Annotated in this window: 7 protein-coding genes; 5 read left to right on the forward strand and 2 right to left on the reverse strand. The window is 65.3% G+C overall.

All coding sequences use genetic code 11. From position 1 onward, the window contains the following. Positions 1 to 16 precede the first annotated feature (16 nt). Complete coding sequence (gene gcvT / locus M1L53_RS16080) at positions 17 to 1,117, reverse strand: glycine cleavage system aminomethyltransferase GcvT (RefSeq protein ID WP_054187286.1); 1,101 nt, start codon at positions 1,115 to 1,117, stop codon at positions 17 to 19. Between the two features lie 158 nt (positions 1,118 to 1,275). Between gcvT and M1L53_RS16085 the strand changes: the two genes are divergently transcribed. Further along, positions 1,276 to 2,793 (forward strand): leucyl aminopeptidase, encoded by a 1,518-nt coding sequence (locus M1L53_RS16085; RefSeq protein ID WP_019748919.1) that lies wholly within the window; start codon positions 1,276 to 1,278, stop codon positions 2,791 to 2,793. A 55-nt stretch (positions 2,794 to 2,848) separates the two neighbouring features. On the opposite strand, the gene M1L53_RS16090 is transcribed toward M1L53_RS16085, so the two are convergent. After that, complete coding sequence (locus tag M1L53_RS16090) at positions 2,849 to 3,199, reverse strand: hypothetical protein (RefSeq protein WP_003941713.1); 351 nt, start codon at positions 3,197 to 3,199, stop codon at positions 2,849 to 2,851. A 364-nt stretch (positions 3,200 to 3,563) separates the two neighbouring features. Between M1L53_RS16090 and sucB the strand changes: the two genes are divergently transcribed. The 4 genes from sucB to M1L53_RS16110 form a co-directional block, all read left to right on the forward strand. Continuing rightward, entirely contained in the window at positions 3,564 to 5,312 is a 1,749-nt protein-coding gene (gene sucB, locus M1L53_RS16095; protein WP_050655824.1) for a 2-oxoglutarate dehydrogenase, E2 component, dihydrolipoamide succinyltransferase, read from the forward strand. Positions 5,313 to 5,432: 120 nt separating this feature from the next. Then, positions 5,433 to 6,320, forward strand: coding sequence for a TIGR01777 family oxidoreductase (locus tag M1L53_RS16100; RefSeq protein WP_007730042.1), 888 nt, complete (start codon positions 5,433 to 5,435; stop codon positions 6,318 to 6,320). Positions 6,321 to 6,349: 29 nt separating this feature from the next. After that, complete coding sequence (gene lipB, locus M1L53_RS16105; RefSeq protein ID WP_003941602.1) at positions 6,350 to 7,111, forward strand: lipoyl(octanoyl) transferase LipB; 762 nt, start codon at positions 6,350 to 6,352, stop codon at positions 7,109 to 7,111. 51 nt (positions 7,112 to 7,162) lie between these two features. Further along, positions 7,163 to 7,799, forward strand: a 637-nt coding sequence (locus tag M1L53_RS16110; protein ID WP_261949229.1) for a lipoyl synthase, incomplete at its 3' end; no start/stop codon positions are given.

Genomic DNA, 7,799 nt, shown 5'->3' on the forward strand with positions numbered 1-7,799 from the left:
AACGTGAAAAAGCTCTCTACTTGGTGTTGGTCTCCACGAACGGAGGAGACACCACGACGCACCGAAGAGCACGACCACGGACGTCGACTTCGATCTCGTCGCCGGCCGAGACATTGGCACCGGAATCGAGGAGCGCCAACGCAATTCCCACTTTGAGCGAGGGCGAAAACGTCCCCGAGGTGGTCTCGCCGATTGCCTCGCCGTCACGCAGAACACCGAGGCCGGCACGAAGCACGCCGCGATCGAGAGCCTTGATCCCCCAGAGTTTGCGAGCCGGGCCGGCAGCCTTCTCGTCGGTCAAGGTCTCTTTGCCCCAGAATGTCGGCTTCTTCCAACCGATCGCCCATCCGCAGCGCGCTTCGAGCGGAGAAATCTCGAGCGAAAGCTCATGCCCGTGCAGCGGATACCCCATCTCGGTACGAAGAGTGTCACGGGCGCCGAGTCCGGCGGCCTGCCCACCCTCGGCGCGCACTGCCTCGAGAAGCGCGCGGAACAACGGCTCGCTGTCGTCCCACCGCGGCAGGAGTTCGTAGCCGACCTCACCGGTGTAACCGCTGCGGCACACACGAACAGGCACGCCGTTCCATTCCGCATCTTCGTACGCCATGTACTCGATCTCGGTGGGAAGTCCCAGAGCGGTCAGAACCGCCACCGATTTCGGACCCTGCACAGCCAGCACACCGTAGGCACGATGCTGATCCTCGACGGTGATTCCGTCCGGTGCGAGGGCGACCAGAGCCGCAACGACGTCCGCGGTATTGGCTGCGTTCGGGACGAGGAAGATCTCGTCGTCGCTGACGTAGTACGCAATGAGGTCGTCGATGACACCACCGGACTCGTTGCAGCACAACGTGTACTGAGCCTTACCCGGCCCGATCTTGTTCAGGTCGTTGGTCAGTGCGGAGTTCACGAATTCCGCGGCGCCCGCGCCACGCACGACGGCCTTGCCGAGGTGACTGACGTCGAAGAGTCCGACATTCTCACGCACAGAGGTGTGTTCGGCCACGACGCCGGCGTACGAAACCGGCATCTGCCACCCCCCGAACTGCGCGAACGTCGCGCCGAGTTCGACGTGGACGGGGTGGATCGGGCCCTGCAACAGTTGTTCGTCGGTCATGGCCCACAACCTATCGGACTTCGCCGATCGAAACATGTCCGCAGCGAGAGCTCACCCGGCCGTGACGATCGCCCGTCAGCAAACTGCAAAGGGCCTAACATCGACTCAGGCATCCGCCAGAACCGGACGCATCGCACACTCACCTCACAGGAGACACCTTGAGCACTCGCACAGCCCGATCGTTGGGACCCGACCTCGTTCTCGCCGGCACAGTCGCCAAGCGCGCAGAGATATTGGTCGTCGGTCTGACGTCGGGTCCGGACGGCCCCGAAATCGCACTCAGCGAAGGCATCGTCGCCGAAGACGTACTCGCCGAGATCCTCGACAGCCTCATCGCCGTCGGCGCCACGGGCAAGCCCGAGCAGCTCACTCGTGTCCCGGCACCGAGCGAACTGTCGGTCACCAGCGTTCTCGCCGTCGGACTCGGCTCTGCCGACAAGCTCGGCAGCGAGCAGATCCGTAAGTCCGCCGGCGCCGCAGCTCGCTCGTTGTCCGGCATCGACACCGTCGCAACCACGCTCTCGATCCTCGACCTCGGTGCAGCCGCCGAGGGATTTGCGTTGGGCGCGTACAGCTTCACCGAATTCAAGTCGTCCATGACGGCTCCCGGTCCCGATTCGCAGCCACTGGCCCGCGTCGAACTTCTGGTGCCGTCGCCGCGCACGAAGGAGACCAAAGCGACGCTGGCACGGTCGGCTGCCATCGCCGAGGCCGTCGCCACCGCACGCGAGTTCGTCAACACCCCCCCGAGCCACCTCTACCCCGCCGAGTTCGCCGCGCGCGCGAAGGCACTGGGCGTCGAGGCCGGGCTCACCGTCCAGGTTCTCGACGAGAAGGCACTCGAGAAGGGTGGCTACGGCGGAATCATCGGCGTCGGCAAGGGCTCGTCACGCCAGCCGCGTCTCGTCCGCCTCGAATACGCGTCGAAGAAGCGTGGTGCCCGCAAGGTCGCACTGGTGGGTAAGGGCATCACCTTCGACACCGGCGGAATCTCCATCAAGCCCGCCGCCGGTATGGAGAACATGACCTCGGACATGGGCGGCGCCGCAGCCGTCATCTCCACCGTCGTGCTTGCCGCCAAGCTCGGCCTGCCCGTCAACGTCGTCGCATACGTACCGATGGCCGAGAACATGCCGTCCGCGACCGCCCAGCGTCCCGGCGACGTGCTGACCCAGTACGGCGGAATCACCATCGAGGTCGTCAACACCGACGCCGAGGGCCGTTTGATTCTTGCCGACGCGATGGTTCGCGCGGGTGAGGACGATCCCGACTACATGATCGACACCGCCACCCTGACCGGTGCGCAGATGGTCGCGCTCGGCAACCGCACCCCCGGAGTCATGGGCACCGACGAGTTCCGTGACCGCGTCGCCTCCATCTCGCAGAGCGTCGGCGAGAACGGCTGGGCCATGCCGCTGCCGGAGGAATTGCGCGGAGATCTCGACTCCAAGGTCGCCGACATGGCCAATGTCACCCCACACCGCTGGGGCGGCATGCTGGTCGCAGCTCACTACCTCAAGGAATTCGTTCCCGAGGGTGTCCAGTGGGCGCACATCGACGTCGCGGGGCCGGCCTACAACACGTCAGGGCCGTGGGGTTACACCGGCAAGGGCGGTACCGGCGTTCCCGTTCGCACGATGATCTCGGTCCTGGAGGACATCGCGGTCAACGGCTGACCCCTTGCTGTGCGCCTTTATTAACCCCCCTCGGTTAATAAAGGCGCACAGCAGTTCAGGCGCCGTCGCGTAATTCCTGCTCTCGGGCCCGCTTGCGTTCGATTCGCTTACGTTCGTCGTGATCGCGCATACGCTGCGGATATCCCGTCTTGCGGACGTCGTAGACCGGGATCTTCAGGTCCTGTCCCAATTTGCGGGCACCACGTTCGCCGCCGACACGACGACGAGTCCACTCCCCGTCCTTCGCAACCAGGACGACGGTCACCTCGGTCACCGTCGTCTGCGGTTCCACATAGGCCTCGACGCCTTCGTGCGAGTGCGCCCAATTCGCCAGATGATCCGCATCACTTTGCGCTGCGGCCTGAGCCGCACTTGGCGGACGCTTGAAACGATCGAACAGTCCCACGGTCGTACCCTCCTCGGTACCGACGCCGCGGATGCACCCCGGCGATATGTCAAGTTTGCCAGGCGATGTCCGTTGTGCCTGCGCACGACATACCGTTTGGTCCGCTTACGACGTTACAGCCGGACCCCCGACGCATACCTACTCGCCAGTAGCCGACACACCCGAAACGGACGGCATCCCCCTCATCGGACACGCCCGGCGTATCAATGGAAAGATGAACGACGGTGACGCCGCGCCCGCGCGTCGACATCGGCAAAATAGCTACAAGTAGCCGCACGTCGCGCGCCACTCGAGCACAATGCATTACGACCACAAGTCGACAAAATTCAACAACCCGAACACAACTGTCGAGGAGTCAAAAGACATGGCCTTCTCCGTCCAGATGCCAGCCCTAGGTGAGAGCGTCACCGAGGGAACTGTCACACGGTGGCTCAAGCAGGAAGGAGACACGGTCGAAGTCGACGAACCCTTGCTCGAAGTCTCCACGGACAAGGTCGACACCGAGATTCCGTCTCCCGTCGCCGGCGTCCTGACCAAGATCGTCGCGCAGGAAGACGACACCGTGGAAATCGGTGGCGAGCTCGCCCAGATCGGTGAAGCCGGCGAAGCCGCAGCACCCGCGGCAGAGGCACCCGCCCCCGCCGCCGAGGAAGCTCCCGCCGAGGAAGCGCCGGCTGCCGAAGCTCCCGCTGAAGAAGCTCCCGCTGCCGAGGCACCCGCCGCTTCGAGCGGTTCCGCTGAAGGTACCGCCGTGACGATGCCCGCCCTCGGCGAGTCCGTCACCGAAGGCACCGTCACCCGTTGGCTCAAGGCTGTCGGCGACGAGGTTGCCGTCGACGAGGCGCTGCTCGAAGTCTCGACCGACAAGGTCGACACAGAGATCCCGTCCCCCGTCGCCGGAATCCTGCTCGAGATCAATGCGCAGGAAGACGACACCGTCGAGATCGGTGGCCAGCTGGCCGTCGTCGGCTCCGGCACACCCGCCGCGGCTCCGGCACCCAAGGCCGCTCCCGCAGCACCGGCCGCACCCCCTGCCCCCAAGGCTGAAGCACCGAAGGCTGAGGCACCCAAGGCCGAGGCACCCAAGCCTGCTGCCGCACCGGCCGCCCCCGCTCCGAAGCCTGCTGCGGCTCCCGCACCGGCGGCTGCCCCCGCAGCTTCCGGCGACAGCAGCCCGTACGTCACCCCGCTCGTGCGCAAGCTCGCAACGGACAACGGCGTCGACCTCGCGACCGTCACCGGCACCGGCGTCGGCGGCCGCATCCGCAAACAGGATGTGCTCGCCGCTGCGGAGGCCAAGAAGGCTCCCGCCGCCGCTCCCGCTGCTGCAGCACCCGCGGCCGCACCGGCCGCCACCGCAGCCGCAGGCGTCCGACCCGAACTGGCACACCTGCGTGGAACCACGCAGAAGGCCAACCGTATTCGGCAGATCACGGCCACCAAGACACGTGAGTCGCTGCAGAACACCGCTCAGCTCACGCAGACCTTCGAGGTGGACGTCACCAAGATCGTCGCCCTGCGGGCCCGTGCCAAGGCCGGCTTCATCGAGCGCGAAGGCGTCAACCTGACGTTCCTTCCGTTCTTCGCCAAGGCAGTCGTCGAGGCGCTGAAGTCGCACCCGAACATCAACGCCAGCTACGACGAGGCTGCCAAGCAGATCACCTACTACGACGCTGAGCACCTCGGCATCGCAGTGGACACCGATCAGGGCTTGCTCTCCCCCGTCATCCACAACGCCGGCGATCTCGGCCTGGCCGGCTTGGCCCGCGCCATCGCCGACATCGCCAAGCGTGCACGCTCGGGTGGCCTGAAGCCGGACGAGCTCTCGGGTGGCACCTTCACCATCACCAACATCGGCAGCCAGGGCGCGCTGTTCGACACCCCGATCCTGGTACCGCCGCAGGCGGCCATGCTCGGAACCGGCGCGATCGTCAAGCGCCCGATGGTGGTCACCGACGAGAACGGCAACGAGTCCATCGGCGTTCGCTCGATGATCTACTTGCCGCTGACCTACGATCACCGGCTGGTCGACGGCGCCGACGCCGGCCGATTCCTCACCACTGTGAAGCAGCGGTTGGAAGAAGCCTCGTTCGAAGCTGATCTGGGCCTGTAAGCAACTGCTCGGCCGGCCGGGGCGTCATCTCCATCAGGAGGTGGCGCCCCGGCTTTTTCAGTACGGTCGGAGATATACGTTCGGATATCGAAGCACGCTGAATCGAAGGAGGCTTTCCGAATGCGAGTAGTCATCGCCGGCTCGTCCGGTTTGATCGGAACGGCCTTGGTGTCATCGTTGCGCTCCGACAACCACGACGTGGTGCGTCTGGTGCGACGCTCGACTGCCGGCCCCGACGAATCGCGTTGGGACCCGGACCACGACCGTCTGGACCTCTCCGTCCTGCAGGGCGCCGACGCCGTCGTGAACCTCTGCGGCGTCGGCATCGGCGACAAACGGTGGTCGGGTTCCTACAAGCAAGCGATCCGTGACAGCCGCATCGTCGCGACCGACGTCTTGGCCGAAGCGGTCGCGAGTGAGAAGGTTCCCGTCCTCGCCAACGCGAGCGCCGTCGGCTATTACGGCGACACCGGCGACAAGATCGTCGACGAGGATTCGCCGGCAGGCACAGACTTTCTCGCCACGACGTGTCGCGATTGGGAACTTGCCACCGAACCGGCGCGTGCGGCGGGTGCCCGCGTCGTCAATCTGCGGTCCGGCGTCGTGATTTCACCTCATGGGGGCATGCTCGGTCGGCTTCGGCGCCTTTATTCGTTCGGCCTCGGCGGGCGACTGGGCAACGGTCGCCAGTACTTTCCGTGGATCTCACTCGAGGACGAGTGCGACGCGATCAAGTTCGCGCTCACGAATTCCGAACTCTCCGGTCCCGTCAACCTGACCGGTCCGGCCCCTGTCACCAATGCCCAGTTCAATGACGCCATGTCCCGTGCGGTCCACCGCCCGGCTCCCTGGATCGTTCCCGGGTTCGCACTCGAAGCGTTGATCGGAGAATTCGCCAAGAGCGGCATCCTCGGTGGCCAGCGCGCCATTCCCGCAGCTTTGGAAAAGGCGGGATTCTCTTTCCGCCACAACACGATCGGCGAAGCGCTGGCGGCCGCACTCGGTTGATTCCGAAGTCGGGCGTAATCTCTACGTCCATGAGCAGCGCTGCCGTTTCCGCCCGGTTCTCGAAACTGCCGATCGCCGTCGAGCAACTCGGTTCGATCGACTACAACGCCGCGTGGGACCGCCAGCGTGAGCTCGCGGCAGCGCGGGCGGACGACATCGGACCGGACACGCTACTGCTCCTCGAACACCCGCCGGTGTACACGGCAGGACGACGCACGGAACCCGAAGATCGTCCCGTCGACGGCACGCCTGTCATCGACGTCGACCGCGGCGGGAAGATCACCTGGCACGGCCCCGGCCAGCTGGTGGGATATCCGATCGTGAAACTGGCCGAGCCCATCGACGTGGTGCGGTATGTCCGACGCATCGAGGAAGCACTGATCACGGTGTGCACGGACCTCGGCCTGAACTGCGGGCGCATCGACGGCCGCTCCGGCGTCTGGCTGCCTGCCGAACTCGCAAACGGGCAATGGAAGCCCGAGCGCAAGGTTTCTGCCATCGGCGTGCGCGTCCAACGGGGCGTGGCACTGCACGGCTTCTCCCTGAACTGCAATTCGGTCCTGACCGGATTCGACAACATCATTCCCTGCGGCATCCGTGACGCCGGGGTCACGACGCTGTCGCATGAACTCGGTCGCGACGTCACCGTGGACGAAGTCACTCCCGCTGTGACCGAGGCAGTGATCGCTGCTCTCGACGGAACCATGCCCGTCACCGAACGGAACGTCGAGCGCGTCACCTTCGAAAGCGCCTCGCCTACTCCGACTTTTACTACCGTTCAGTACAGCTGACGGGCTCGCCCGAACCCCGTTGCAGTAATCACCGGGCGTAGGATCACTGTCGTGACTATCGCCCCAGAAGGACGTAAGCTGCTCCGTCTCGAGATCCGAAACGCGGAGACGCCCATCGAACGCAAACCCAACTGGATCAAGACCCGAGCAAAGATGGGCCCCGAGTACACGGAGCTCGAGGGCCTGGTCAAGCGTGAAGGTTTGCACACCGTCTGCGAGGAAGCGGGCTGCCCCAACATCTACGAGTGCTGGGAAGACCGCGAAGCCACGTTCCTGATCGGCGGTGAGCAGTGCACACGCCGCTGCGACTTCTGCCAGATCGACACCGGCAAGCCCGAAGCCCTCGACCGCGACGAGCCCCGTCGCGTCGCGGAAAGCGTTCAGGCCATGGGCCTTCGGTACTCCACGATCACCGGCGTCGCCCGCGACGACCTCCCCGACGGCGGCGCCTGGCTCTACGCCGAGACCGTCCGCAAGATCCACGAACTCAACCCGGGCACCGGCGTCGAGAACCTGGTGCCGGACTTCAACGGCAAGCCCGAACTGCTCGACGAGGTCTTCGCCTCACGCCCCGAGGTACTTGCACACAACCTCGAGACCGTCCCCCGCATCTTCAAGCGGATCCGTCCGGCGTTCCGGTACCAGCGCAGCCTCGACGTCATCACCGCAGCACGCGACTACGGACTGG

It is taken from the genome of Rhodococcus sp. T9N, from assembly GCF_024436645.1.
GTDB lineage: Bacteria > Actinomycetota > Actinomycetes > Mycobacteriales > Mycobacteriaceae > Rhodococcus_F > Rhodococcus_F qingshengii.

Bases quoted from the DNA above. Each gene is read 5' to 3' on its own strand.
- sucB (WP_050655824.1), top strand. From the start codon at position 3,564: ATGGCCTTCTCCGTCCAGATGCCAGCCCTAGGTGAGAGCGTCACCGAG.
- lipB (WP_003941602.1), top strand. From the start codon at position 6,350: ATGAGCAGCGCTGCCGTTTCCGCCCGGTTCTCGAAACTGCCGATCGCC.
- gcvT (WP_054187286.1), bottom strand. From the start codon at position 1,117: ATGACCGACGAACAACTGTTGCAGGGCCCGATCCACCCCGTCCACGTC.
- M1L53_RS16100 (WP_007730042.1), top strand. From the start codon at position 5,433: ATGCGAGTAGTCATCGCCGGCTCGTCCGGTTTGATCGGAACGGCCTTG.